This window comes from Brevundimonas sp. EU05-FHT14B11 (assembly GCF_058790835.1).
Genome location: NZ_JBYTCY010000001.1, coordinates 767,586 through 792,158, shown reverse-complemented (window position 1 = coordinate 792,158; position 24,573 = coordinate 767,586). Strand labels below are relative to the sequence as shown.

30 protein-coding genes and 1 riboswitch are annotated in these 24,573 nt (G+C 69.9%); of the genes, 18 read left to right on the top strand and 12 right to left on the bottom strand.

Annotated elements, in window-relative coordinates; genetic code table 11:
• Nucleotides 1-21 precede the first annotated feature (21 nt).
• Genes AC3WRV_RS04055 through cuyA form a run of 6 tightly spaced genes read right to left on the bottom strand, consistent with a single transcriptional unit; the run spans nt 22 to nt 4,699 of the window.
• Nucleotides 22-861, bottom strand: coding sequence for a ribokinase (locus tag AC3WRV_RS04055; protein WP_492312238.1), 840 nt, complete (start codon nt 859-861; stop codon nt 22-24).
• Nucleotides 858-1,808, bottom strand: a complete 951-nt coding sequence (locus AC3WRV_RS04050; protein WP_492312237.1) for a nucleoside hydrolase — start codon at nt 1,806-1,808, stop codon at nt 858-860. Before AC3WRV_RS04050 ends, AC3WRV_RS04055 begins: the two co-directional genes overlap by 4 nt.
• Before the next feature lie 44 nt (nt 1,809-1,852).
• Nucleotides 1,853-2,371, bottom strand: coding sequence for a Rid family hydrolase (locus AC3WRV_RS04045; RefSeq protein WP_492312236.1), 519 nt, complete (start codon nt 2,369-2,371; stop codon nt 1,853-1,855).
• Between the two features lie 56 nt (nt 2,372-2,427).
• The gene (locus AC3WRV_RS04040; protein ID WP_492312235.1) at nt 2,428-3,048 is read right to left on the bottom strand and encodes a hypothetical protein; all 621 of its coding nucleotides are present in this window, start codon (nt 3,046-3,048) and stop codon (nt 2,428-2,430) included.
• Nucleotides 3,045-3,704: a cysteate racemase gene (gene cuyB / locus AC3WRV_RS04035; RefSeq protein ID WP_492312234.1), complete on the bottom strand. Its 660-nt coding sequence runs from the start codon at nt 3,702-3,704 to the stop codon at nt 3,045-3,047. The genes AC3WRV_RS04040 and cuyB overlap by 4 nt, the downstream gene beginning before the upstream one ends.
• The gene (gene cuyA / locus AC3WRV_RS04030) at nt 3,701-4,699 is read right to left on the bottom strand and encodes a D-cysteate sulfo-lyase (protein ID WP_492312233.1); all 999 of its coding nucleotides are present in this window, start codon (nt 4,697-4,699) and stop codon (nt 3,701-3,703) included. The genes cuyB and cuyA overlap by 4 nt, the downstream gene beginning before the upstream one ends.
• 251 nt (nt 4,700-4,950) lie before the next feature.
• On the opposite strand from cuyA, the gene AC3WRV_RS04025 reads away from it, so the two are divergent.
• The 3 genes from AC3WRV_RS04025 (at nt 4,951) to AC3WRV_RS04015 (ending at nt 6,830) form a co-directional block, all read left to right on the top strand.
• Entirely contained in the window at nt 4,951-5,562 is a 612-nt protein-coding gene (locus AC3WRV_RS04025) for a TetR/AcrR family transcriptional regulator (RefSeq protein ID WP_492312232.1), read from the top strand.
• Between the two features lie 143 nt (nt 5,563-5,705).
• Nucleotides 5,706-6,254, top strand: a complete 549-nt coding sequence (locus AC3WRV_RS04020; RefSeq protein WP_492312231.1) for a phage tail protein — start codon at nt 5,706-5,708, stop codon at nt 6,252-6,254.
• 30 nt (nt 6,255-6,284) lie between these two features.
• Nucleotides 6,285-6,830: a phage tail protein gene (locus AC3WRV_RS04015; protein ID WP_492312230.1), complete on the top strand. Its 546-nt coding sequence runs from the start codon at nt 6,285-6,287 to the stop codon at nt 6,828-6,830.
• Here the strand turns inward: AC3WRV_RS04015 and AC3WRV_RS04010 are convergent, their stop codons facing one another.
• Nucleotides 6,831-7,274, bottom strand: a complete 444-nt coding sequence (locus AC3WRV_RS04010) for a GNAT family N-acetyltransferase (RefSeq protein WP_492312229.1) — start codon at nt 7,272-7,274, stop codon at nt 6,831-6,833.
• A 157-nt stretch (nt 7,275-7,431) separates the two neighbouring features.
• Between AC3WRV_RS04010 and AC3WRV_RS04005 the strand changes: the two genes are divergently transcribed.
• Both AC3WRV_RS04005 and thiC read left to right on the top strand, forming a co-directional pair.
• Nucleotides 7,432-7,971, top strand: a complete 540-nt coding sequence (locus AC3WRV_RS04005; RefSeq protein WP_492312228.1) for a phage tail protein — start codon at nt 7,432-7,434, stop codon at nt 7,969-7,971.
• Between the two features lie 40 nt (nt 7,972-8,011).
• A riboswitch (TPP riboswitch) is annotated at nt 8,012-8,121 on the top strand.
• Between the two features lie 198 nt (nt 8,122-8,319).
• A complete protein-coding gene (gene thiC / locus AC3WRV_RS04000) occupies nt 8,320-10,149 on the top strand; it encodes a phosphomethylpyrimidine synthase ThiC (protein WP_492312719.1) in 1,830 nt (609 codons plus the stop codon).
• Nucleotides 10,150-10,221: 72 nt separating this feature from the next.
• On the opposite strand, the gene AC3WRV_RS03995 is transcribed toward thiC, so the two are convergent.
• The gene (locus AC3WRV_RS03995) at nt 10,222-11,034 is read right to left on the bottom strand and encodes a hypothetical protein (RefSeq protein WP_492312227.1); all 813 of its coding nucleotides are present in this window, start codon (nt 11,032-11,034) and stop codon (nt 10,222-10,224) included.
• Nucleotides 11,035-11,216: 182 nt separating this feature from the next.
• On the opposite strand from AC3WRV_RS03995, the gene AC3WRV_RS03990 reads away from it, so the two are divergent.
• The 5 genes from AC3WRV_RS03990 (at nt 11,217) to AC3WRV_RS03970 (ending at nt 14,640) form a co-directional block, all read left to right on the top strand.
• Nucleotides 11,217-11,585 (top strand): DUF6547 family protein, encoded by a 369-nt coding sequence (locus AC3WRV_RS03990; protein WP_492312226.1) that lies wholly within the window; start codon nt 11,217-11,219, stop codon nt 11,583-11,585.
• Between the two features lie 268 nt (nt 11,586-11,853).
• Entirely contained in the window at nt 11,854-12,699 is an 846-nt protein-coding gene (locus AC3WRV_RS03985) for a ParA family protein (protein ID WP_492312225.1), read from the top strand.
• 43 nt (nt 12,700-12,742) lie between these two features.
• A complete protein-coding gene (locus AC3WRV_RS03980; RefSeq protein WP_492312224.1) occupies nt 12,743-13,237 on the top strand; it encodes a hypothetical protein in 495 nt (164 codons plus the stop codon).
• Between the two features lie 347 nt (nt 13,238-13,584).
• Nucleotides 13,585-13,926, top strand: a complete 342-nt coding sequence (locus tag AC3WRV_RS03975) for a hypothetical protein (protein ID WP_492312223.1) — start codon at nt 13,585-13,587, stop codon at nt 13,924-13,926.
• Nucleotides 13,927-13,998: 72 nt separating this feature from the next.
• On the top strand, nt 13,999-14,640 hold the full coding sequence (locus tag AC3WRV_RS03970; protein WP_492312222.1) for a hypothetical protein: 642 nt from the start codon (nt 13,999-14,001) through the stop codon (nt 14,638-14,640).
• Between the two features lie 135 nt (nt 14,641-14,775).
• Here AC3WRV_RS03970 and AC3WRV_RS03965 read toward each other — a convergent pair whose 3' ends face one another.
• Nucleotides 14,776-15,453 carry a DsbA family oxidoreductase gene (locus AC3WRV_RS03965; protein ID WP_492312221.1) on the bottom strand — a complete coding sequence of 226 codons (678 nt, stop codon included), beginning with the start codon at nt 15,451-15,453 and terminating at the stop codon, nt 14,776-14,778.
• 106 nt (nt 15,454-15,559) lie between these two features.
• On the opposite strand from AC3WRV_RS03965, the gene AC3WRV_RS03960 reads away from it, so the two are divergent.
• Together AC3WRV_RS03960 and AC3WRV_RS03955 are read left to right on the top strand one after the other, a co-directional pair.
• Nucleotides 15,560-16,348 (top strand): DUF2461 domain-containing protein, encoded by a 789-nt coding sequence (locus AC3WRV_RS03960; RefSeq protein WP_492312220.1) that lies wholly within the window; start codon nt 15,560-15,562, stop codon nt 16,346-16,348.
• Between the two features lie 163 nt (nt 16,349-16,511).
• Nucleotides 16,512-16,703 (top strand): hypothetical protein, encoded by a 192-nt coding sequence (locus AC3WRV_RS03955; RefSeq protein ID WP_492312219.1) that lies wholly within the window; start codon nt 16,512-16,514, stop codon nt 16,701-16,703.
• Between the two features lie 7 nt (nt 16,704-16,710).
• Here AC3WRV_RS03955 and AC3WRV_RS03950 read toward each other — a convergent pair whose 3' ends face one another.
• Nucleotides 16,711-17,886 (bottom strand): acetyl-CoA C-acetyltransferase, encoded by a 1,176-nt coding sequence (locus tag AC3WRV_RS03950; RefSeq protein ID WP_492312218.1) that lies wholly within the window; start codon nt 17,884-17,886, stop codon nt 16,711-16,713.
• A gap of 147 nt (nt 17,887-18,033) precedes the next feature.
• Between AC3WRV_RS03950 and trhA the strand changes: the two genes are divergently transcribed.
• The 3 genes from trhA to AC3WRV_RS03935 are packed head-to-tail and all read left to right on the top strand — an operon-like array spanning nt 18,034 to nt 19,741.
• On the top strand, nt 18,034-18,753 hold the full coding sequence (trhA, locus tag AC3WRV_RS03945) for a PAQR family membrane homeostasis protein TrhA (protein ID WP_291837447.1): 720 nt from the start codon (nt 18,034-18,036) through the stop codon (nt 18,751-18,753).
• A 56-nt stretch (nt 18,754-18,809) separates the two neighbouring features.
• On the top strand, nt 18,810-19,397 hold the full coding sequence (gene phaR, locus AC3WRV_RS03940) for a polyhydroxyalkanoate synthesis repressor PhaR (protein ID WP_492312217.1): 588 nt from the start codon (nt 18,810-18,812) through the stop codon (nt 19,395-19,397).
• Nucleotides 19,394-19,741 carry a hypothetical protein gene (locus AC3WRV_RS03935; protein WP_291837443.1) on the top strand — a complete coding sequence of 116 codons (348 nt, stop codon included), beginning with the start codon at nt 19,394-19,396 and terminating at the stop codon, nt 19,739-19,741. Before phaR ends, AC3WRV_RS03935 begins: the two co-directional genes overlap by 4 nt.
• Before the next feature lie 302 nt (nt 19,742-20,043).
• Here AC3WRV_RS03935 and AC3WRV_RS03930 read toward each other — a convergent pair whose 3' ends face one another.
• A complete protein-coding gene (locus tag AC3WRV_RS03930; RefSeq protein ID WP_291837441.1) occupies nt 20,044-20,487 on the bottom strand; it encodes a hypothetical protein in 444 nt (147 codons plus the stop codon).
• Nucleotides 20,488-20,605: 118 nt separating this feature from the next.
• A complete protein-coding gene (locus AC3WRV_RS03925) occupies nt 20,606-21,334 on the bottom strand; it encodes a glycosyltransferase family 2 protein (protein ID WP_492312216.1) in 729 nt (242 codons plus the stop codon).
• A gap of 89 nt (nt 21,335-21,423) precedes the next feature.
• On the opposite strand from AC3WRV_RS03925, the gene AC3WRV_RS03920 reads away from it, so the two are divergent.
• From AC3WRV_RS03920 to AC3WRV_RS03910, 3 genes are all read left to right on the top strand, one after another.
• Nucleotides 21,424-23,127 (top strand): ArnT family glycosyltransferase, encoded by a 1,704-nt coding sequence (locus AC3WRV_RS03920; RefSeq protein WP_291837437.1) that lies wholly within the window; start codon nt 21,424-21,426, stop codon nt 23,125-23,127.
• Nucleotides 23,124-24,041 carry a hydroxymethylglutaryl-CoA lyase gene (locus tag AC3WRV_RS03915; protein ID WP_492312215.1) on the top strand — a complete coding sequence of 306 codons (918 nt, stop codon included), beginning with the start codon at nt 23,124-23,126 and terminating at the stop codon, nt 24,039-24,041. The genes AC3WRV_RS03920 and AC3WRV_RS03915 overlap by 4 nt, the downstream gene beginning before the upstream one ends.
• Nucleotides 24,042-24,126: 85 nt before the next feature.
• Nucleotides 24,127-24,543, top strand: a complete 417-nt coding sequence (locus AC3WRV_RS03910) for a hypothetical protein (RefSeq protein ID WP_492312214.1) — start codon at nt 24,127-24,129, stop codon at nt 24,541-24,543.
• Nucleotides 24,544-24,573: the final 30 nt, after the last annotated feature.

Sequence of the window (24,573 nt, the reverse complement as noted above, 5' to 3'; positions counted from 1 at the left end):
CGTCGCTCCATCCCCGGGGGGCTAGAGCCGGTCCTCGACCTCGTCCCGCGTCGGCATCGAGGGCTGGGCGCCGGGCCGGGTCGCGGCGACGGCCCCCGCCGCGCAGGCGAAGCGCAGCGCCGCCTCGGGCTCCATCCCCTCCAGCAGGGCGACGCAGATCGCGCCGACGAAACAGTCGCCCGCGCCGGTGGCGTCGACGGCCCGCACCCGGGGCGGGGCGGCCCGCGCGATCTCGGCCCCGCGCTGGTACATGACCGCGCCGGCGGCCCCCAGGGTCACCACCACCCGTCCGCCGCCGTGATGCAGCAGATCGCCGTAGAAGGCCGCCTCGGTCTCGTTGACCACGATCAGGTCGGCCCGGCGCAGCAGCTGGTCCGACACCGGCTGGGCCGGGGCCAGGTTCACGCAGACGAAGTCCGTCGCCCGCCCCACCGCCGCCTCGACCGTCTCGATCGGCAACTCCAGTTGAAGGATCAGAGGGGTCTCGATCCGCTGCGGCAGCTGTTCGGGGAAGGCGCTGTGGTTGGCGCCGGCCGCCACCACGATCTGGTTCTCGCCGTCCGGCGCGACGGCGATCAGAGCCACGCCCGTCGGCGCCTCGGCGTCGGCGACCACCCCGCCGGCGTCCACGTCGTCGGCCAGCAGCAGCGCCAGCGCCTCCTCGGCCATGGCGTCGCGCCCGACCCGGCCGATCAGGAACACCTCCGCCCCCAGCCGCTGCGCCGCCAGCGCCTGGTTGGCGCCCTTGCCGCCCGGATGCCGCGCCAGCTCGGCGCCCGTCACGGTCTCGCCCGCGCGCGGCAGCTTCGGCGCCGAGGCGACGAAGTCCAGATTGATCGACCCGACGACGGTGATCCTCATGCACACTTCTCCGCAATCAGGCTGAACACCCCGTCCGCGTCCGCGCTGACCGCCCAGCGGTGGCGCAGCGGTTCGCCCGCCACGCCCTCGCGGAACTCGACCGCCGTATGGCCGCGGGTCAGGTCGCTGTCCGTCTCCACCCGGATCCGGCACGGCTGCAGTACGAACAGCTCCGGCTTCAGCAGCCAGGCCACCGGGCAGGGGTCGTGCACCGGCGGCGCGTCCCAGCCCACGATCCGGCGCTCCACCGCCTGCGAGAAACGCATCATCGCCGCCGCCGTGCCGCCCATCGGCGTCTTCAGCGCCTCGAGGGCCGCGATCCGTTCGTCCGTCGCCCGCACCTGATGGGTCGCGTCCAGTCCGAACATCACGACATCGCACTCGGTCGCCAGCACCTCGGCCGCCGCCTCCGGATCGGCCCAGATGTTGAACTCGGCCGAGGCGGTGATGTTGCCCCCCTCGGACCGCGCCCCGCCCATCACCGCCACCGGCCCCAGCCGCCCGGCCAGCGCCAGATCCTTGCGCAGCGCCAGCGCCAGATTGGTCAGCGGCCCCAGCACCGCCAGCGCCACCGACTTCGCCGGCCGCCCGTTCACCAGCGCGATGATGGCGTCCGCCGCATGACCGTCCGCGACCGGCGCGTCGGGTTCGAACGGCTCAAGGTCGCCCGTCCCTTCCGGCCCATGGAATTCCGCCGCCGTGCCCAGGGTCCGGCGCAGCGGCTCCTCCGCGCCCATGAACACCGGCACGTCCTCGCGCTCGGGATTCTGAAGACCGGCGATCTGGCGCAGCATCCGCGCATTCCGCGCCGTCTTCTCGACCGGCACGTTCCCGCCCACCGTGGTCACGGCCAGCAGCTCGAATTCCTCGGCCCCGAAGGCCAGCATCAGCGCCACGGCGTCATCCACGCCGGGGTCGCAGTCGATAATCAGCGATTGTCTGTTCACCCGGGCATCACTGCCGCGCGCCGCGTCCGTGGGCAAGCGGTCGATCAGTTCGCCGGCGCCGGCGAATGCACCATCAGCTCGATCTCCACGATCCCGTTCGGCGCCAGCAGGCCCGTCGTCCCCACCGCAGTCCAGGCCGGATGCGGCCCGGTCGCGAACTCGCGCCAGACCTTCGCGATCACCTCGATCTGCTGCATGCGGTCGCCGGTGAAGTTCGGGCTTTCCCAGACGTGGAAGCTGCGGATCATCGCCACGTCGTCCAGCGTCCCGCCCGCCGCCCGCACCGTCGCGTCCAGCTGGCGCAGGGTGCGCCGCACCTGGGTCTCGAACGCGGCCACGTCCGCCCCCTCGTCCGGCGCCCTGCCGACGATGGCGCCCGAGACGTACAGCACGTCGCCCGCGCGCCGCGCCGGGGCGTAGCCGACCTCGTCATAGCCGCGCTGATGCGGCGCCGAGGGAATGATCACCTCGCCGCCCGAACTGGGAATGCGGCGCGGATAGTCCTGCGCCGACGCCGCCGGGGCGCTCAGGCCAAGGGTCAGGATAGCGAGGGCGATGCGCATGGACGGCTCCCGTGAAACCCGGACGATGCCGCCGAAACCGCCCGGCCTCAAGCCGGTCATGGCGCCTCGGTCGTCGCCTCGTCGCTGGATGCGGCCCACTGGACCTCCCACGCCGCCGCCGTCGTCCGGATCAGCTCCAGCACCGCCAGATGCCCCGCCAGGTCCGACAGCCGGGGCGCGTCCTCTTCCGGATTGATCCGCAACACCCGCCCTTGGGTCAGGTCGACCAGCGGCGCGTCTTCGCCCAGCAGGATCGCGCCCCGGGCGCCCGTGGCGGGAGCGGCGCGGAACGGATGCGCCGTCAGCAGGACGACCTCGGCCTTCAGCCCGCCCTTGCGGTCCAGCACCAGCACGCGCCGGTCGGTCAGCGCATAGTGCTCGCCGATCCGGCCGGCCAACCACTTTCCGGTCCGCCAGCTGTCCTGCAGCGCCCCGATCGCCACGAACAGGCCGATGACGATCAGCAGCGGGCTGTCGGCGAAGGCCCGCATCGACCAGGCCGCCGACAGCAGGACCAACCACCACACAAGACTGAAGGCGATCGCCGCGCCCTGCCGCCGCGACAGGAACAGCCGCCCCTGCGGCGCGCCGGCCCAGACCACGGTCTCGCCGGGCGTCAGCAGGGCCTGCACCGCCGCCGCCCGCTTGCGGGCCGCACGCGTCCCGGTCTCGCTCACAAACAGGCCTTCACGCAGGCCGCGGCCAGCACTTCGGCCGAGTCCACCAGCGGGACCGTCACGTCATCCGTCCCCAGCAGCAGCGGCACCTCGGTGCAGCCGGCGATGACCACCTCGGCCCCGGCCGTGACCAGCGCCGCCGCCAGCCGCTTCATCTCCGCGCGCGGGCCCTCGCCGACGTCGCCGCGCTTCACCGCATAGACGCAGCCCATGAAGGCCTCGCGGTCCGCGCCGCCCAGCCGCACGATCTTCACCCCCGTCGCCTGCAGCGACCGGGTGTACAGCGCCTCCCCGCCCGGGGTGGCCAGCACGCCGATCTTCTTGGCCCCGCCTGCGGTCGCCGCCGCCGTCGTCTCGGCGATCATGTCGATGAAGGGCAGGCCCGCCTTGCGGATGCCCGCCGCCTGGGCGTGGGCGGTGTTGCACGGCATGGCCAGCACCCGCGCCCCGGCGTCGCGCAGCCGCAACGCCATCCCCGCCAGAACCGCCTCGGCGGCGTCCGGCGCGCGGTTGCGGTCCGGCACCTGCGGATTGATGTCGGCGATGATGCGGATGTGGTCCTGATCGCCTTCGGCCGGCGTCAGCGCCTGCACCCGCGCCAGAAAGGCCACCGTCGCGGCGGGCCCCATGCCGCCCAGGACGCCGAGGGTCTTCACAGCGACGCCCCGATCTCGCTCTCGTAGCCGAACAGGCCCTGCGCCCCGCCGGTGTGCAGGAAGACCACCGTCTCGCCCTCGAACCGGCCCGCCTTGGCCAGGGCGATCAGGCCCTTCATCGCCTTGCCGCTGTAGACCGGGTCCAGCACGATCCCGTCGGTCCGGGCCGCCAGCTTCAGCGCCTCGATCACTGCATCGTCCACCAGGCCGTAGCCCTCCCCGACGTAGTCGCAGTCGGCCACGACCATCTCCGCCGTCACCGCATCGGGCCGCCCCAGCAGGGCCGCCGTCTCGCGCGCCAGCTTCAGCACATTCTCTTCCTGCTTGGCCTTCGGCGCCCGCACCCCGATGCCCAGCACCGGGATGTCCGCCCCCATCACCGCCAGCCCGGCCACCAGGCCCGCGTGGGTCCCGGCGCTGCCGGTCGCGGTGATGATCCGGTCGATCCTCAGGTCCAGTTCGTCGGCGCCGACCACGATCTCGCGCGCGCAGTCGACATAGCCCAGCGCCCCCACCGGATTGGAGCCGCCGCCCGGAATGACATAGGGCCGCCCGCCGCGCGCCCTCACCTCGGCCGCCGTCTTCTCCAGCTCGGCCGCCATGTCCGTCCCGCCCGGCACGCGGCGGATCACCGCCCCGAACAGCCGGTCCAGCAGGACGTTGCCGTTGTCGACATAGTCGGTCGCCCTGGACCCGGTCCGCTCCTCCAGGATGACTTCGCACTTCAGCCCGTGCGCCGCCGCGGCGGCCGCGGTCTGGCGCACGTGGTTGGATTGCACCGCCCCCTGGGTCACCAGGGTGTCGGCCTCCTGCTCGAAGGCCTCGCCCAGCAGGAACTCCAGCTTGCGGGTCTTGTTGCCGCCGCCGGCCAGGCCGGTGCAGTCGTCGCGCTTGATCCACAGCTCGACGCCCAGCTCCTCCGACAGTCGGGGCAGGGGCTCCAGCGGGGTCGGCAGGTGGGCGAGGCGGACGCGGGGAAAACGGGCGAGATGCATGGGGCGGCTCCGTGGCGAGGCCCCTCTCTACCGCGCCGCGCACCCCGCGCGAAAAATGATTCGTATGTCCGGAACCGTTCTTTGCGATCCCTGTTATCGCATTGGACCTTGCGGCGATGCGCGCTCGACAGAGTCCTTTCGCGGCCCCGGTCTCTGCCACGCCCCCCGACGCAGACCGGGGCCGCACCTTCTCCCCCTTCCTTGTCATCGGCCCCTTGTCCGACTCAGGCGACCGGTCCGAGACTGCCCCCATGGGCGAATCGCCGATCAGACTGCGCGACCGAAGCGCCACCGAAGCCGCCATCGTCGAGGCGGGCGAGCGCATCCTGCTGCGCGACGGCTTTCCCGGCCTGAACGTCCAGACCCTGGCCGCCGAGGCGCGCTGCGACCGCAAGCTGGTCTATCGCTATTTCGAGGGCGTCGACGGCGTGGTCACGCGCATCGCGGCCCGCGCCCACGGCGCCCTGGTCCGCAGCCTGGACGCCGCGCCGGCGGCTGAATCCGAGTCCCTGCGCGCCTTCGCCCGGCTCAGCCTGTCGGCCTGGGTCGCCGCGCTCCGGGCCAGTCCCCTGACCCTGCGCCTGATGGCCTGGGCCCTGGTCGAGGCCTCGCCCCTGCTGGACCGGATCGAGGCCGATCGCTCCACCGTTCTGCAGGCCTGGATGCGCGAGCGCCGTCCGCGCCTGCGCGTCCCGCCCGAGGGCGATCCCGTCGCCCTCAACGCCGTGCTGCTGGCCGCCGTCCAGCACCTGGCCCTGTCGGCGGACGCCCGTCCCGGCGTCGGCGGCGTGGCCCTGGACGACGCCGGCTGGGCCCGCATCGAGGCCGCGCTCGACCGCCTTCTGATCGCCTTCCCCGAGTAACGCCGGTACGAATTCACGCACTGCGGGCCTTTCGGGCATTGCCGTGCGCGGAATTCGGGTGTTCGTATGCTCCACAGCAACCTGACGTTACCCGACGCCAGGCGCCGGAAGGACGCATTCAAGCGTCCCGGCAGGGAGGGTCTATGGAAGTCTACCTCGGTACGATCCAGCCGTTCGCTTTCCAGTGGGCGCCGCGAGGCTGGATGTTCTGCAGCGGCCAGCTGCTGTCCATCGCGCAGAACTCGGCGCTGTTCTCATTGATCGGCACCACCTACGGCGGCGACGGGGTCACCACCTTCGCCCTGCCCAACCTCAACGGCCGCACCGCCACCGGCCAGGGGACCAGCACCACCGGCGCCAGCTATGTCATGGGTGAAGCGGCGGGCGTCGAACGTGAAACCCTGCTGCAGTCGCAGATGCCCCAGCACACCCACGGCCTGATGGCCGCGACGGGCGCCGCCACCTCGGCCACGCCCGGCTCCAGCCTGATGCTGGCCGCCGCGAACGGGTCCGACCCGACCAGCGGCGACGCCCTCACCGTCCAGGTCTACGGCCCCGGCCCGGCCAACACGACCCTGGCGCCCCAGTCGATCGGCATCGCCGGCGGCTCTCAGGCGTTCAACATCATGCAGCCCTACCTCGTGATCAACTACTGCATCGCGATCTCGGGCATCTTCCCGTCCCGCAATTGACCCCCCTCGTCCTGTCCAGGGAGACGATCCATGAGTGAGGTCTTTATCGGCGTGCTGCAGCCGTTCGCCTTCCCGTTCGCGCCCCGCAACTGGAAGATCTGCGACGGCTCCCTGCTGCCCATCGCCCAGTACCAGACGCTGTTCGCGCTGATCGGCACCACCTACGGCGGGAACGGCGCGACCAATTTCGCCATCCCCGACACCCGCGGCCGCATCCTCCTGGGGCAGGGCCGCCTGCCGGGGGGCTCCACCTACACCATCGGCGAGTCCAGCGGGTCGGAGGCCGTGACCCTGACCGTGCAGAACCTGCCCGCGCACATGCACCTGATGATGGCCTCCGTGAACGGCTCCACCGCGTCGGCGCCGGGCTCCAACGAGTGGCTGAGCACAGCGAACGGCAGCGACCCGACCTCGGGCGACGCCGTCACCGTCCATGTCTACGCCCCCGCCGGAGCCGCCGAGCCTCTGCAGGGCGTCGGGCCGGCTGGCGGCAACCAGCCCGCGCCGATCATGCAGCCCTTCCTGGTCAACAACTACTGCATCGCGGTCCAGGGCTTCTTCCCCAGCCGCAACTGATCAGAAGCTCAGCGTCATGTCGTGCTGGTCGCTGCCCGGCGCGTATCCGTCCTTGACCACCCGCTCCACGACGAAGCCGAACCGTTCGTAGAAGCCGGTAGTCAAGGTCCCGGTGTTCAGCCGCGCGCCGGTCGCGCCCGGCTCGGCCCGCGCCGCCGCCAGCCGCGCCTCGGTCAGCCTGCGCCCCAGCCCCTGCCCGTGCAGTCCCTGCTCGACCATGCCCCAGCACAGCGCCACGGTCTTCCCGTCGGCCTCCATCGCATGGCCGCCGCAGGCCACAACGCGCCCGTCACGCGCGATCACCTGATAGGGCCAGCGCATCTCGTCCAGGAACCGCTCGAAGTCCGCCCGTTCCGACGGATCGAAGAAGCGCGGCGTATTGCTGTCGAACAGGGCCAGGCAGGCCTCGCGGTCGGCGGTGTCATAGGGGCGGGCGATATCCATGCCTCACCCTGCCCGGCGGGTCTGAATTCGCAACCCCTGGGACGCCCGGGCATTGCCGGGACCCGGCTGGCGTGTTGGGATAAGCCTTTGGCAACTGGACGTTACATCGACGTCAGGGCCGGACGGGCGCGCCCGCATCCGGCAGGGGGAAGACACAATGGACGCCTTTATGGGCACGGTTCAATCGTTCGCGTTCACGTTCGCGCCGCGCGGCTGGCAGAAATGCCAGGGACAGATCATGAGCATCTCGCAGCAGAGCGCCCTGTTCGCGCTGCTCGGCACCATGTACGGCGGCGATGGACGGCAGACCTTCATGTTGCCGAACCTCGCCGGCCGCACCGTGCTCGGCGACGGCCATTCCCTGGGCGGAGGCGACTATCTGATGGCCTCGATAGGCGGCATGGAAAAGACCACCCTGCAGGAGGCGCAGATGCCGCGCCACACCCACGGCCTGGTCACCACGGACGCCTCGGCCGAATCCGCCGCGCCGGGACCTGGCCTGATCCTGGGCAAGGCCGCCGACTCCAGCGGCAACGACATCAACATCTATGCGCCCAGGGAGAAGGGGACTCGCGGCCCGCTCGCGCCCGACTCCATCGGCCTGGCCGGCATGTCCCAGCCCCTTTCGCTGATGCAGCCCTATCTGACGCTGAGCTACTGCATCTGCATCGAGGGGAACTTCCCCAGCCGCAACTGACCCGACCGTTGAACCGATCCCCCCGGAGGCGTAAGGCTGCTTCCGTTCTCCGGGGGGTCGCAAGCGAGCGGCTGAGATAGAGGTTTCTCCTCTGACCCGTCGAACCTGATCCGGGTCATGCCGGCGAAGGGATGAGTACGCTTCTGGTCCACGCGACAGGACCACCGCGCCCGACGTCGGCGGACCTCCACATTCGAGGCCGCCATGAACATCTCCGTCACGCCCCCCAAGACCGGGACCGCCCTGCCCGAAGAGCCCAACCTGGCTCGAGCAGCGAGCGACCGCGTCGCGAGCGATAGCCACGAACCAAATGTCGAGCTGGCTCTGAAAGACGCCCGCGAGGCGGTGATGAAGGAGACGGGGTCCATCCCCACCGGCGAGCGCGAGGGATCGCGCAAGGTCTATGTGGCGGGTCAGCTCTACCCGGACATCCGCGTCCCCTTCCGCGAGGTCGCCGTCCACCCGTCGGCCAATGAGCCGCCGGTGACCATCTACGACTCCTCCGGCCCCTACACCGACCCGACCGTCACGATCGACATCAAGAAGGGCCTGCCCCTGGTGAAGTCCAGCTGGCAGCTGGACCGCGGCGACATCGCCCGTGTCGAGCACCCGCGCGAGGTCAAGCCCGAGGACAACGGCCACGCCAGCGGCAAGCATCTGGCCCCCCGCTTCGACGTCTCCAACCACCAGGTCTTCAAGGGCGTCGAGGGCCGTCCGGTCACCCAGTACGAATACGCCCAGGCTGGGATCATCACGCCCGAGATGGAATACGTCGCCATCCGCGAGAACCTGCGCCGCGAGCAGAACGCCCCCTGCATCCGCGACGGCGAGGACTTCGGCGCCGCCATCCCCGACTTCGTGACGCCTGAGTTCGTGCGTCAGGAGATCGCCCGCGGCCGCGCCATCATCCCGCACAACATCAACCACCCCGAAGTCGAGCCGATGATCATCGGCCGAAACTTCCTGGTGAAGATCAACGCCAACATCGGCAACAGCGCCGTCCTCAGCTCCGTCGACGACGAGGTCGACAAGCTGGTCTGGGCCACCCGCTGGGGCGCCGACAACGTCATGGACCTGTCGACGGGCCGCAACATCCACAACATCCGCGACTGGATCATCCGCAACAGCTCGGTCCCCATCGGCACCGTGCCCATCTACCAGGCGCTGGAGAAGGTGAACGGCGTCGCCGAGGACCTGACCTGGGAGGTGTTCCGCGACACCCTGATCGAACAGGCCGAGCAGGGCGTGGACTATTTCACCATCCACGCGGGCGTGCGCCTGCCCTTCGTGCCGATGACGGCCAAGCGCGTGACGGGCATCGTCTCGCGCGGCGGCTCCATCATGGCCAAGTGGTGCCTGGCCCACCACAAGGAGTCGTTCCTCTACGAACACTTCGAGGACATCTGCGACATCATGCGCGCCTACGACGTGTCGTTCAGCCTCGGCGACGGCCTGCGCCCCGGCTCCATCGCCGACGCCAACGACGAAGCCCAGTTCGCCGAGCTGCGCACCCTCGGCGAACTGACCAAGATCGCCTGGGCCAAGGGCTGCCAGGTCATGATCGAAGGCCCCGGCCACGTGCCGATGCACAAGATCAAGGCCAACATGGATGAGCAGCTGAAGCACTGCCACGAGGCGCCCTTCTACACGCTCGGGCCGCTGACCACCGACATCGCCCCCGGCTACGACCACATCACCAGCGCCATCGGCGCGGCCATGATCGGCTGGTTCGGCACGGCCATGCTCTGCTACGTCACGCCCAAGGAGCACCTCGGCCTGCCCGACCGTCAGGACGTCAAGGACGGCGTCATCACCTACAAGATCGCCGCCCACGCCGCCGACCTGGCCAAGGGCCACCCGGCCGCCCGCGCCCACGACGACGCCCTCTCCCGCGCCCGCTTCGAGTTCCGCTGGGAAGACCAGTTCAACCTCGGCCTCGACCCGGAGACCGCCCGCAAATACCACGACGCCACCCTGCCGAAAGAGGCCCACAAGACCGCCCACTTCTGCAGCATGTGCGGCCCGAAATTCTGCTCGATGAAGATCAGCCAGGACATCCGCCGGGACGCGCAGGCGCAGAACGACGCGGGGGCTTCGCTGGCGGATGCGGAAGCCGGGATGGCGGAGATGAGCGCCAAATTCCGCGCCGGCGGCGGCGCCATCGAGGTGAAGGTCTAGCGTCCGTCGCGTCTCCTCCCCCTTCTGGGGGAGGGGGACCATCCGAAGGATGGTGGAGGGGGAACCGCGCCCCTACTCCGTGGGGGCCGGCGTTCCCTCCGCGCCCGGGAGGGCGTCCCTCAGGAAGTCGAGGGGATCGCGCGCCTCGGGCCGCTCGGCGCGGGTCTCCAGCATCCGCTGACCCAGGGCCGGCGAGGTGGGCCGCTTCACGTACGGCGTCTCCCAATAGTCCACCAGCGTGTCCCGTCCGCCGCGCCGCACGCGCAGCTCCAGCGCCCCGTTCATCCAGTGGTTTCCGCCCGGCGTCCGCAGCGTGGTCTCGCCGTCGCGCATCAGGATCACCGCGTCCGGAAGCGGCCCCGTCCAATGGACGTTCTCCTCCGTCACGCAATCCGCCCGCGCCGCCTCCCCCTGCGCACGCCGTCCGGCCCGTGTCGCCTCGGCCTGGGCCGCGCACGCCGGCGTCTGCTTCCACCGATAGATCACCCGTGCGCCGGGCTCGTCGTTCGGCCACAGCGCCTGGCCGTGCACATGGACGGCGTCGAACCAGCCCCTCCACAGCACCTCCGCCGCGATCCCGCGACCCATCTGGACTTCCAGCACGCGCGGATGGTCCGCCGTCAGCGGCGTCCGCTCCAGCCCCGCCAGATACGCCGCCCGTCGATCCAGCCCGTCCGTCTGCCGCGCCGTCATCATCGCATGGATCGCATAGGGCGCCGCCGCCAGCGCGAAGCAGGCCGCCGCCCCGACCCACACCCGCCTCACCGCCAGCACCACCCCCAGCACCACGAGCGCCGCCACCCCCGCGATCGAGGCCCAGACCACCAGATGATCCGCCGCGACGAAGGCGGCCATCAGGCCCTGGATGAAGGAGTCGTTGCTCATGGACGCAGTGTGGGGGCGGCGGCGCTAAGGAAGGCTTGAGGCGGCGGCGCCCGGAGTCCACCAGGAAGACCCGCGTCTCCTCCCCCTTCTGGGGGAGGGGGACCACGCGCAGCGTGGTGGAGGGGGAACCCGCGCAGCATAGGGGGGCTGACGCCGCCCCCATCCCGGTGCACGCTCCCGCCATGACCGACCGCACCCCCTATCGCGCCTTCATCGACGGCCTGGTCGAGGTCTCGCGCCTCAACGTCGAGGCGGACCAGATCCGCGCCAACGGCCACGCCGAGCGGACCAACACCCGCGACCTGCCCCTGTCGCCCGAGGAACAGGCCCGCAAGGCCCTGCTCCTCTCGCTGGACCGGGACAGCCGCGAGATCATCGCCCGCTTGTTGGAGGCGGAACGCCAGGCCGCCGTCCATGATGTCCTCGCCCATCTGGACTGGGCCGTCGCGGCGGACCGGCTGGACCTCGGCGCCGACGGCGTCTCCTTCGCCGACGCGGCGGAGGACTCCTTCCACTACGACTTCATCGCCCGCGCGGCCGGCGATCCCTAGCCGTAGGGCGGGCGGGGTGGGGGCCTGATCCGCCTCTACTTCTACAGCATGTACGGCCCGAAATTTTGCTCAATGAAGATCTGTCAGAACATCCGGCGGGGCACACAGAAAGATGCGGGCGCGAGCCTAGCGGACGCCGGGACGGCGGGACGGCGGAGATGAGCGCGAAATTTAGAGCCGGGGGGCAGGGTGGTGGAGGCGAAGGCGTGAGTTGATTGCATCAGTCATCCACACGTGTAGCGTGAGCTGCATAACTAAGGGGGGCGATATGGCAAGACCGAACGGACCAATCACGCTGTGCGTAATCAACCTAAAAGGTGGTGTGGGAAAATCCACAATATCTGCGTTGTTGGCTCGACGAGCCTTCACGCACAGACAACTTGACGTTCTCGCGATCGATCTCGACCCACAAGCCAATCTAAGCCAAGGCTTGATGCACGGCGGCTATGCTGCATTTCTCAACGCTAAACGTCCGTCGATTGTCGAAATTTTTGCCGGATACGTGCCGCCTTCAGCGATTTCTTCAAGCGCGAGCGCGTTGACGGCCGCGCCTTCTGAAGTCCTCGGCTCTGTCGGAGGCCGCTCTTTCGAACTCATCCCCTCAAGGTTTGACTTCTCAGACAACCTTATTGGAGCGGTGAGGCCTGATCCTCGGGTCCTAGCCAGACACCTCGCGGCGAACTATCAGCACAAAGATCTTATCATAATCGACTGCACGCCGACAGAGTCGGTTCTGACGTTGGCGGCGTACCATGCCAGCGGGAAGGTTTTGGTTCCGGTGAAGCCAGAGTACTTCGCCACCATCGGCTTTCCGCTTCTCAACCAGTCCCTGGTCAATTTCCGCAACCAGAACCGCGGGCACACAATCGACGTGTGCGGCATCGTCGTGAATAACAATTTCTATCATGGCGGAAATGACGGCGGGCCGGAAAAGGCCCGTGCGATGGCTGAGATTCACGTTGAGGCCGCCAAAAACGGATGGCCGGTTTTCCAGCGCGAAATGTACCACTCGCGCGGCTACCCCAAAATTATGCGGGGTGATAACTCCTACTCAGGCGACGCAAAGTATTTTCCTTGGGTGGCTGACGAGATTTTTGCCGCGATCGGAGTGTAGACTGCGCGCTATGGCTACGAACAGTGATCGCCTTCTAAGCGATATGATCCAAGTCCTGATCAGCGCCTATGGTCGGGACGCTGTACGGCAGGCTCTGGACGGCACCCAAAGCGGGTTGCGCGGAGACACCGCACAGTCCCGTCGGGCCGATGGGTCGATGCCATCTTTGGAGCAACGAAAGCGCAGCCCCAAGCTGTCCGCGCTTGAGCTCGCGAAGAAAGTGACCGTCCCAAATTCTCGACGGACCCACGTGGAAGAGATTGCTAAACGCTTCGATCAACGGGCGTTCCTACCCACCTCGGCAGACGCTCGAGAATTTCTCATCCTGGCAGGCAAAAAACCGAAAGCGATCAAAGATCGTTCAGATGCCTTCAAGCAAGTGCTGACTGTACTGCTGCAAATACCCACCGAAAGGCTCGCAGGAATAGCTACCTCTTCGGCCTACGCGGGGCCGTCTGGGTTGTCAGAGATCTCTGACGCTATCGGTCAAATCAGTAGTAACCGGCGTAGTCAGCTGAGTTTCACAGACAAGGGTTGACCATCGCTCGAAGAAGGCAGTCGCGCGCCAAACACTAGTCAGCCATGCACACCCTCGTCCTCCTCGCCGGCCCCGACGGCGCCGGGAAGACCACCTTCATCAACCGCTTCCTGCGCCAACGCGCGGAGGCGTTCCGGTCGTAAATCCGGACGATCCTTCCCTTCTCCCCCTGCGGGAGAAGGTGGCAGCCCTCCGACTTGATCGGGGGGCTGACGGATGAGGGGTCGCGCCAGCGGTTGGACTGGGCGGATCAAGCGCGATGTTGAGGTCAGCGCCCCCTCATCCCTCCGCCTTGCTCGAATACCCGTGATCGCCTACCCCTTAAGGACCATCCTGGGGAGGATCAGATGTTCAAACGCGTCCTGGCTATCGCAACGCTCGCCCTGGCGCTCGCCGGCTGTGTGCCCGCCGGCGGCGTTCCCGGCCTCGAATTCATGGGCACCTTTGGCCAGCCGACGGACAGTCATCCCTCGCAGGCGAACGCCGTCATCACCCGGGTCGACGCCGGCGCCGGCGCGGGCCAGGGCGGCGTCTGCACCGCGGCCCCGACCGGCGTCTGCGGCGGCTGCACGGCCACCTGCGCCGTCGGAAGTCCGGCCCGGTGCGCCTCCGGCGTGACCCGCTACGCCGCGCCGGGGTCCGGCAACGCCTCCACCTGCGTCCGGGAAGCCGTCTGCGCCTGCGGCTAGGGGCAGCCCCCGTCCAAATCTGACGTACCGCCGTTCCATACTCCGCCCCGTATCCACCCACGGGAGCCCCTCATGGACGACGCCCCCCTCTTCACCGGCTCCGGCGACGGCCGCCGAACCGCTCCCGACGAGGTCTGGGAACAGGTCCGCGACGATTATCTGTCCGGGGTCTCGGCGCCTGAATGCTGCCGCCGGCACGGCGTGGGCCTGAGCGCCCTGCGGGCGCGGGCCGCGGACGAGGGCTGGCGGCGGATCGACCAGCCGTGGACGCCGCCCAATGCGCGGCTGGATCCCGACGACGAGGGGCTGGCGCTGGAGGAGCGGGTCAACGGCGACCTGGACCAGATCCCGCTGGGCGAGCTGGCGCTGGTCGCCTTCCGCCGGATGATGCGGGCGGTGCTGCACGGCGACGCGGCCGAGGCCCTGCGCTGGCGCCGCGTCCGCATGGCCGTTGACGCCGAGGACGCGCATCTGAACCGGCTCTACGACAAGGCCCAGAGCGAGCGCCGGAAGGCCGAGAGCCGCGAGACCCGCGCGCTGGGCGACGCCATCGTGGCCGCCGCCCGGGCCGATTACGAAGCCGCGCTGGCGGAAGTATCGGACGCATCGGACGCATCGGACGGTGTTTTTCCATCCGGCCCGGCCGCCGAGCCTTCGGCCGGCTTCATCCTGCCCGGCCTGCCCTTTGGAAAGGCCCCCGCCGGCCCTCCGTGAGGGCCTTCGACCCGCCTCCAACGCTATCGTCATCCCGGCGAAGGCCGGGACCCGGCGGCGCCGCGACGGCGGCGAAAAGCGGCTGCGTGAAAGGTCGGGCGCGCGGCGTCGAAGGCCGGCGCCCCGGCGAAGACCTCAGGCCTGGACGGCCTCGCCCCGCGTCTCCGCCGCGATCTTGCGCAGGGCGTCCTCGAACACCTCCGGCGGCTGGCCGCCCGAGATCAGGTATTTGCCCTCGACCACCACGGCGGGGACCGAGCTGATGCCGCGCGAGCGCCACAGGTCCTGCTCGGCCCGCACCGCCTGCACATAGCGGCCCGAGGTCAGCACCTCGGCGGCCTCGGCGCGGTCCAGGCCGGCGGCCTCGGCGGCCGTGGTCAGCTCGCCCGCGTCGGTCAGGTTGCGGCCCTCGGTGAAGTGGATGCGGAACAGGGCCTTCTTCAGGTCCGCCTGCTTGTCCGGCGCCGTCTCGCCCGCCCAGTGCAGCAGGCGGTGGGCGTCGAAGGTGTTCCAGATCCGGCTGTCCGACGTCATGCGCATGTCGAAGCCCACCGACGCCGCGCGCTCGGTGATCATGGCCCGGTTCTGGGCCGACTGTTCGGGGGTGGAGCCGTATTTCCGGCCGATGTGCTCGACGATGTTCTCGCCCTCGGGCGCCATCTGCGGGTTCAGCTCGAACGGGCGGAAGGCCACCTCGGCCTCGACGCCCTCGGCCTTCAGATGCTCCAGCGCGGTCTCCAGCCCGCCCAGTCCGACGACGCACCATGGACAGACGACGTCGGAGACGAAATCGATCTTCAGGGGCTGGGTCATGGTCGGGCCTCCGGGTTCCGCAACGGTGTCGATCACATATGGGAGCCGCTCCGCCGGGCGCCATCCCCATCTTCTCCTGAAGGCCGGAAAGGATCAGGATCGCGCCATGACCGACCCCTTCCACGGCTTCGACCCCGCCGACCTGACCTTCCTGAGCGGCCTGGCCGCCCACAACGACCGCGACTGGTTCGCCGCCCATCGCGGGACCTACGACGCGCGGCTCAAGCCCGCCCTGGCGGCGCTGATCGCCGCGACCTCGGCGGCCTGCGAGGCGCGCGGCCTGCCCCTGTCGGGCGATCCGAAGAAGAGCGTGTTCCGCATCCACCGCGACACCCGCTTCTCCAGGGACAAGCGTCCCTACAAGACCCACGTCTCGGCCACCCTGACGCGCGACGGGGCCAGGATGAGCCCGGGCATGATCTACATCCATATCGAGCCCGAGGGCGGCTCGCGGCCCGGCTTCGATCCCGACGCCATCGACCCGCTGGATCCCTCGACCCACCCGTCCGAGGCGGCGGGCGCGGATGACGGGCCGTTCGGCAAGGGCCCCTTCGCCGCCGCCGGCTTCTATCTGGATGAGCGGCCCGACATCGACGCCATGCGCCGCGCCATCGTCGCCCACCCGGCCCGCTGGGCGGCGGTCGAGGCCGCCCTGGCAAAGGCGGGGCTGGCGCTCGGCCCGGGCGACCCGGTCAAGCGCATGCCCAAGGGCTTCGAGGCCCAGGCCGGCGGCCCGCTGGATACGACTTTAAAGCGTACCCGCTGGCTGGTCACCCGTCCGCTGACCGGCCCCGAGATCGCCTCGCCGGACCTGCCCGACACCCTGGCGGCCTTCGCCGCCGACACCCGCCCCCTGCTCGACTTCGGCTGGTCCGCCCTGGGCCGGTCAGGTTGACACACAGAAATGTAAGTAGTTATACGGGACGGAATTCCCTATCTATTCATTCCGGAATGCCGCAGCTTGGGCGGGTCGTGAGCTGAGGTGTCCCCGTGACACGGGTCGCGGCGTCCTCGACCACGACTTCACCGATCCTCCGCCTCCGCCGCGCGAAAGCCTCATGTCCGCATACAGCCTGCGCCTGCATCACCTGTCGGGCGGCGCCCCCATCGAGGAACCGCTCGACGCGAGCGACGAGGCCGAGGCGCGCGAGCTGGCGCGGGTCCGCCTGCTGCTGACCCGCGACTACAGCCGGGTCGAGCTGCACCATGCGGGACGCCGGCTGGAGGTCTTCGCCCGCGACCCCGACTGATCGGACCTCAGTCGCGCTCGACGCACATCGCCAAGCCCATGCCGCCGCCGATGCACAGGGTCGCCAGGCCCTTCTTGGCGTCGCGGCGCCTCATCTCGAACAGCAGCGTGGTCAGGATGCGCGCGCCCGACGCCCCGATGGGGTGGCCGATGGCGATGGCGCCGCCGTTGACGTTCACCCTGGCCGGGTCGAGGCCCAGTTCCTTGACCACGCACAGCGACTGGGCCGCGAAGGCCTCGTTGGACTCGACCAGGTCCAGGTCGGCCACCGTCCAGCCGGCCTTCTCCAGCGCCTTCCTCGAGGCCGGGATCGGGCCGGTGCCCATGATCGCCGGATCGACGCCCGCCGTGGCCGAGGAGACGATCCGGGCCAGCGGCGTCAGCCCCCGCGCCTTCGCGTCCTCGGCGCTCATCAGCACCAGGGCCGCCGCCCCGTCGTTCAGGCCCGAGGCGTTGGCGGCGGTGACGCTGCCCTCCTTGTTGAAGGCGGGCTTCAGCTTCTCCATCGCCTCCAGGGTCGCGCCGGGGCGGATGTACTCGTCCTTGTCGACCACGGTCTCGCCCTTGCGGCCCGCGATCACCACCGGGACGATCTCCTCGTCGAAGCGGCCCGCCGCCTGCGCCGCCTCGGCCTTGTGCTGGCTGGCCAGGGCGAAGGCGTCCTGGGCCTCGCGGGTGATGTCGAACTTCGCCGCGACGTTCTCGGCGGTCTGCCCCATGTGATAGCCGTTGAAGGCGTCCCACAGGCCGTCCTTGATCATGGTGTCGACGAAGGCCACGTCGCCCATCTTGTGGCCGGCGCGCAACTGCTGGGCGTGCGGCGCCTGGCTCATGCTCTCCTGGCCCCCGGCCACCACGATGCGGGCGTCGCCCGTGGCGATCTGCTGGGCGCCGACGGCCACGGCGCGCAGGCCCGAGCCGCAGATCTGGTTCAGGCTCCAGGCCGGGACCTCCTTGGGCAGGCCCGCGGCCATGGCGGCCTGACGCGCCGGTCCCTGCCCGGCGGCGGCCTGCAGCACATGGCCCAGGATGACCTCGTCGACCTCGTCCGGCGCCACCCCGGCCCGCTCCAGCGCGGCCTTGATGGCGACGGCGCCCAGCTGCGAGGCGGGCAGGCCGGCCAGCGCGCCCATGAAGCTGCCCACGGGGGTGCGGGCGGCGGAGACGATGACGACCTGGGACATGATTTCACTCCACGGGGAATAATCTTGTGGCGCTTTTGCCGCATCGCCGTCGCTTCGTCAGCCCCCTTCCCGCCATTCACCTGATGGTCACTGGCCCAGGCTTACATTTCCCGGAACGAAGTACGACGTCCGGTCTTAGAAGGGACCATGAAGATGCGTCTGAAACGCCTGCTGAGCCACGTCTGCACGCCGGACGAACTCGACATGATCGAGCACTATCTGTCACCCGCCGAGAAGACCGCGGATCTGATCGTCCATGTGGTCGGCCTGACCCTGGCGGTCGTCGGCGGCGGCCTGCTGGCGGTGCTGGCGGCCCTCTATGCGGGCGTCGGCGCCGCGGTCGCCATCGCGGTCTACGCCCTGTGCCTGGTCGCCATGCTGACCGCCTCGACCGTCTACAACCAGATCCGCCCCTGCGCCGCGCGGCCCGTCCTGCGCCGGCTGGACGAGGCGGCCATCTTCCTGATGATCGCGGGCAGCTACACCCCCTTCACCACCCAGCGGTTCGAGGGGGCCTGGGCCGTCGGCTTCACCCTTCTGGTCTGGGCCGTGGGCCTGTCGGGGGCCTTCGCCAAGGTGCTGCTGCCGCGCCTGTCCGATGTCTTCTGGAGCTGCGTCTACGTCGCCTTCGGCTGGCTGGCGGTCGTCGCGCTCAAGCCCATGGTCGACACCGTCCACCCCGCGGCCCTGGCCCTGCTGGTGATCGGCGGGCTGATCTACACCGCCGGCGTCTTCGTCTTCGTCAGCCCGAAGGTGAAGTACCGCCGCGCCATCTGGCACGGCTTCGTCGTCACCGGCGCGACCGTGCACTGGGCCGCCGTGCTGGTCGGCGTCGTCCTCGCGCCCGCCGCCGCCGGGGTCGGCTAGACTTTCGCACGCGCAGCGCGGACACTGTGGCGTTGCAACAGGAACGGGGACAGCGCGTGGCTGACAAGAAGTCCGGTGCGGGAGACAACGTCGTCATCAAGAAGTACGCCAACCGGCGGCTCTACAACACGGCGACTTCGGCTTACGTCACACTGGAAGACCTGGCGCGGATGGTCCGCGAGGGCACCGAATTCGTGGTCTATGACGCCAAGACCAACGATGACCTGACCCGTCAGATCCTGACCCAGATCATCTTCGAGGAAGAGAGCCGCGGCGAGGCCCTGCTGCCCGTCCAGTTCCTGCGTCAGTTGATCGGCTTCTACGGCGGCCAGATGCAGGGCGTGCTGCCCTCGTATCTGGAGATGTCGCTCGACAACTTCTCGCGCTCGCAGGAGCAGATTCGCGGCCAGTTCTCGCGGGCCTTCGGCGGCACGCCGGGCGCCGGGCTGATGGACGAGGCGGTGAAGCGCAACATGGCCCTGTTCACCGAGGCGATGAAGATGTGGCCGGGTTTCAGCGCCGTGGCCCGCCAGCCGGCCCCGGCCGAGACTGAAACGCCGCCTCCGGCCGCCGATCCGCTGAACGAGATGCGCCGCCAGATGGACGAGATGCGCGCCCAGCTCGACAAGCTGTCCAAGGGATGACGGACGAGATCCGCAGCGTCGGCCCGGTCGAAGGCCGTGATCGCCGCGCCGCGGACCGCCGGGCGGCCGAACGTCGCGCGGCCTCGGCCTCGCGCGCCCTGGTCCCGGTCGCGTTTCCGGCAGAAGACGCCGAGCCCCCGGCAAGACCTGCCCCCACCCCGCCCTCGGACGGGTCGGCGGCGATCTTCGCGGCCCAGGTGATCGGTCAGACAGGCCAGCGGCGCGGCCTCAAGGGCGGCCCGCCCGTCCTCGACGCGGCCCGCAGCGCCTACCTCGGCGCCGAGTATTCCGGCGCCGGCGAACGCCGCCCCAAACCGGGTCGGACGGAAGACACGGACATCTAGGGAAACCGGCACGGTCCTTGCTGAAACCGGGTCAGATCGACCCGTTTCCGGACCCCGCCATGCTGACCTTCCTGACCCGCGCCTTCGACATCACCGTCGTCGCCCTGATCTTCGTCGGGTTCTCATAAGAGAGGGCGCTACCGCTCGCCGCGCGGCGGCTCGCTGCTTGAGCGCGATCGCAGCCGCTCCTCACCCACCGGGCGAGGGGGACCATCCGTAGCCGCAGGCGAGGGGTGGTGGAGGGGGCCGGCCTCAAGCAGCGAGGCTCCGCGAGCCGAGCGTTAGGCCCCTTCGAGGAGTGGCTACGCCGCCCCACCGAAATCAAGATCCTTGCGGGCCGAGATGATGGTCACGATGAAGCCGGCCAGCACGTCGAGCATGACCATCGCCACGATCAGGAAGAAGGTCGAGGTGGCGAAGCCCTTGATCAGCAGGAACTCGACCAGGACGACGATGAACAGCACCATCGACAGGGCGTGGTTGACGATCGCGACCTTCTGGCTGGAGGTCGACTTCAGCAGTTCGAAGAACAGCAGGATCAGCGACAGGAACAGGATCAGGTCGCCCACGCCGACGTTCCAGCTGGTCCCCGAGGCCATGGGGATCGAGAACATCGGATCGCGCAGGATGGCGTCGGCGCCGCCCGCGGCCAGGTTCACGTGGTCGCCGCCGGTGAACAGGCTCGACAGCACCACGATGTTGTACAGGATCACCGGGATCACCAGCAGCGGCAGGGCGACCAACATGGGCGGGGCTCCAGCATCCACGGCCGGTAACGGCCGCGCTTGTTAACGATAGATAACCCGGTTCGCTCCATACGGCTACGCCCGGTCGCCTGACAGGCGAACGTCCCGGCGCGGAGGCCTAGAACTCGCTGATCGCCCCGGGGCGGCGCGAGCGGGACTTCAGCCACATCACGCCCAGCAGGTCCGAGAACGAGGCCATCAGCCGGCCCCAGTTGGTGTACTTGGACTGGCCCGTCTCGCGGTGGCGGTGATCGACGTCCAGGTAGCGGTTCTCATACCCCTCGCGGATCATCAGCGCCGGCAGGTAGCGGTGGATGTGATCGAAGTAGGGCAGGCGCAGGAAGATGTCGCGGCGGAAGGCCTTCAGACCGCAGCCGGTGTCGTCGGCGTCATCGCCCAGCAGCTTCTTGCGGATCCGGTTGGCCCAGCGCGAGGCCCAGCGCTTGGCCTCCGAGTCCTGCCGCTTGGCCCGGACGCCGCCGACCAGGGCGACGTTGGGCGGCGAGGCCGCCAGCAGGTCGGCCAGCTTCGGCGCGTCGGCCGGCGGGTTCTGGCCGTCGCCGTCCAGGGTCACCACGATGGCGCCGCGGGCGGCCAGCACCCCGGTGCGCACCGCGCGGCTCTGGCCCGCGTTGGAGCCGTGGCTCAGCACCCGCAGTTGCGGCAGCTCGGCCTGCAGGGCGCGCAGCTCCTCCAGCGTCCGGTCCCTGGAGGCGTCATTGACGAAGACCATCTCGAACGAACGCCCGGCGAAGGCGGCGGCGATCTCGCGCGCCAGCGGGCCTGCGGCGCCCTGTTCGTCATGGACGGGGACGACGACGGAGATGTCGGGAACGGCTTCGGTCATGACCGCTGTCTAGCCGGTTTTGACGCCGCGCGGGAGACATGCTCCGCACACGCATGACGGCGGCGGAACCGGCGTGATAAGACGCTCGCATGACGCTTCCGATCACGCGCCCTGACCTCGACCGATACATCGCCGGATGGCGGGGCCCCGTGCTGGCGGCGCTGATCGCGCTGTTCGCCGGCCTGCCCGTCCTGGCCCTACTGCCGCCGCTGGACCGCGACGAAAGCCGCTACGCCCAGGCGACCTCGCAGATGCTGGAGAGCGGCGACTATGTCGACATCCGCTTCCAGGACGATCCGCGCTGGAAGAAGCCGGTCGGCATCTACTGGATGCAGGCCCTGGCCGTGGCCGCCACCTCCCAGGTCGAGAACCGGGACATCCAGCCCTACCGCATCCCCTCCATCCTCGGGGCCATGATGGCCGCGGCGGCCATCGCCTGGGTGGGGCAGGCCATGTTCGGCGCCCGGGCGGGCTTCCTGTCCGGGGCCATCATGGGGGCCTCCTTCCTGCTGTCGACCGAGGCGGGGATCGCCAAGACCGACGCCATGCTGTGCGGAGCCGTGACCCTGGCCATGGCGGGGCTGGCGCGCATCTACCTGGCCTCCCGGGCCGGGGAGACGCCACAGAGACCGCACAAGCTGATGTTCTGGCTGGGCCTGGGGCTGTCGATCCTGATCAAGGGACCCATCGGCCTGATCGTCATCGCACCGGCCATGCTGGCGGTCTCGGCATGGGACCGGGATTTCCGCTGGCTCAAGCGGCTGGGCTGGGGCTGGGGCCTGCCGCTGGTGGCCCTGCTGGTGGGTCCCTGGGCGATCGCCATCACCATCGCCACCGACGGCGGTTTCTGGCGCGAGGCCATCGCCGGCGACCTGGCGCCCAAGATCGCGGGCGGCCACGAGAGCCACGGCGCGCCTCCGGGCTACTATGTGCTGGGCGCGCTGGTGATGTTCTTCCCCGCCACCCTGCTGCTGCCCGCCGCCCTGTCGACCGGGTGGAGCCGTCGCGCCGAGCCGGCGATCCGCTTCCTGGTGTGCTGGCTGGTCCCGGCCTGGATCATCTTCGAGCTGACCCCGACCAAGCTGGCCCACTACACCCTGCCCGCCTACGGAGCCCTGGCCCTGCTGGCGGGCGCGGCCCTGACCCGCCCGATCGGCAACCTGTCGCGCTACGTCGGCGCCGCCCTGACCGTGCTGGTCGGCGTGCTGCTGGCCGCGGGGGTGGTCTACGGCCTGACCGAATACGGCAAGTCGACCGCCCAGACCTGGGCCACGATCACCATCGTCTTCGCCGTGCTGGCGGCCCTGATCGGGGCCTTCCTGCTGATGCACCGGGCGGCGGTGACGGCCGTTCTGGTCAGCATCGTGCTGGGCGTCGTCGCCCACGGGGCGCTGGCCGGGACGCTGCGTCAGCTGCGCCCGCTGTCGGTCTCGCCCCAGCTGGACAAGGTCCTGTACCGCGCCGACCTGCACCCGCGTCAGGGACGGCCCGGCCCCGTGGCCATCGCCGGCTATCATGAGCCCAGCTTCGTCTTCCTGACCGGTCGGGACACCGAACTGACCGACGCCGAGGGCGCCGCCCGCGCCCTGGCCGAGGGCCGCCCCGCCATCGTCGAGGAACGCGAGGCTGAGGCCTTCCGCGCCGCCACCGCGCGTACGGGCGTCCCCGGCCGGGCCGTCGGCGAGGTCCGAGGCTACAACTACTCGCAAGGCGACGACGTGGACCTGTTCGTCTACGCCCCGCCCGGCGACGGGCCCGCCCCGACCCTGAACCCCGCGGAGCCCGTCCGGTGAGCCGCAGGATCACCATCGTCGAGGTCGGTCCCCGCGACGGCCTGCAGAACGAGAAGGCCATCCTGGAGCCCGCCGTCCGCGCCGACCTGGTGACGCGGCTGGAGACGGCCGGGGCGCGGCGGATCGAGGCGGTCAGCTTCGTCCACCCCAAATACGTGCCCCAGATGGCCGGGGCCGAGGAGGTCATGGCCGCCCTGCCCCATCAGGAGGGCCGCAGCCGCATCGGGCTGGTCCTGAACGGCAAGGGTTATGACCGGGCGCTGGGCACGGCGGTGGACGAGGTCAACGTCGCCATGTCCGCCACCGACGGCTTCGGCCTGAAGAACCAGGGACTGACCGTCGACCAGCAGGTCGAGATGCTGGCCGCCATCGTGGCCGGCCGGGCCAACGCCGGGGCCGCCTCGGGCGCCGCGCCGTCCCTGTCCGCCACCCTGTCCTGCGTCTGGGGCTGCCCGTTCGACGGCGAGGTCGGGGTCGATCAGGTCGCCGATCTGGTGGGCCGGATCGCGGCGCTGGGCGTCGGCGAGATCGCCCTGGCCGACACCGTCGGCGTCGGCGACCCCTGGGCCGTCACCCGCAAGGTCGAGGCGGCGCGCAAGGCGGCGCCGGACGCGACCTTGCGCCTGCATTTCCACGACACCCGCAACACCGGCCTGGCCAACGCCCATGCCGGGATCGAAGCCGGGGTCGATATCCTCGACGCCTCGGTCGGCGGCATCGGCGGCTGTCCGTTCGCCCCGGGCGCCACGGGCAATATCGCCACCGAGGACCTCGTCTACATGCTGGAACGGGCCGGGTTCGAGACCGGCTACGACCTGGACGCCCTGATCGGAACCGCCCGCTGGATCGGCGAGAAGATCGGCCGCCCGGCCCCCAGCGCCCTCAGCCGCGCGGGGGGCTGGCCGAAGGTCTGACCCGCCGAGGGGCCTGTCCAAAAGTTAACTCGCCACAACGTCAGCGCGCGCCCTAGCCTTCGGTTGAACGCAGGGGTGAACGGGCATGGCGGGATACCGGCGACGGGGCGTGGCGGTGCTGCTGTCGGCCTGCATGGCGGCGGGAGCGGCGAACGCTCAGGCGCTGCATCGCACCGAGGTCCTGGGAAACTGGACCCTGCGGATGACGCCGGCGGAAGGCGCCAACGTCACGGTGAAGACCGACAGCGGACGCGTGGAGATGGCCCTGAGCGTCACCCCGCGGGGACCGTCCGGTATCGCCTGCGCGCTCGACGGCGCGCCGACGGACTGCCAGCTGCGCCGGGGCGGGCTGGTGGTCACCATGCGGACGGACGGCGCCCGGATGATCTACACCCTGAACGGACGCCGGACCGGCGGCTTCACCGGGAACGTCCGCCTGAGCGCCAACCTGATCCCCGTCGGCAGCATCCATCTGGGCACGATGGACATGTTCCGACGCTGACGCGGGCCAAGGGCGGGGCCGCCCACGCCG